Consider the following 429-nt stretch of genomic DNA (forward strand, 5'->3'; position numbering starts at 1 on the left):
GCTTATCGGCGCTACGAATCAGCGAACCGGTTACCTCGAACTTTTTCAGTTTGGCGACCTTGCCGGTGCCGCCGGTTGCGTCCGTCGAGTTCGCAGCCGTCGCTTGCGCGGGCACTGCTGCGGGCGTCTTCGCCGCATCCGCCGCCGGCTGCGATTGCGCAAACACCGGCGTGCCAAGCGCTGCGGTCAGCGCCAATTCGGCCCAAAAAATCTTTCGTATGGCCGATCCCAAAGCCGTTTGTTTCATTTTTCCCCTTCTCTCGTCGTTAAACGCCAGTTTGTTTTGCGCGAAGACCTGGCTCGCCTTCGCTCGCGGCATACCAGCACCGCCCCTGTTGACTGCCCCGTTCCCGCACTGCGCTTCAAATTCACAATCACGCACGCACCCGTCTCGTACTGGCCCGGTGTTTTCCGTTAGTAGTCCTAACT

Annotated in this window: 1 protein-coding gene; it reads right to left on the bottom strand. The window is 59.9% G+C overall.

What is annotated here, in order from left to right; genetic code table 11:
• Nucleotides 1–319, bottom strand: a 319-nt coding sequence (locus BTA35_RS16965) for a hypothetical protein (RefSeq protein WP_202931313.1), incomplete at its 3' end; no start/stop codon positions are given.
• Nucleotides 320–429 lie beyond the last annotated feature (110 nt).

It is taken from the genome of Oceanospirillum linum (assembly GCF_001995095.2).
GTDB lineage: Bacteria > Pseudomonadota > Gammaproteobacteria > Pseudomonadales > Halomonadaceae > Oceanospirillum > Oceanospirillum linum.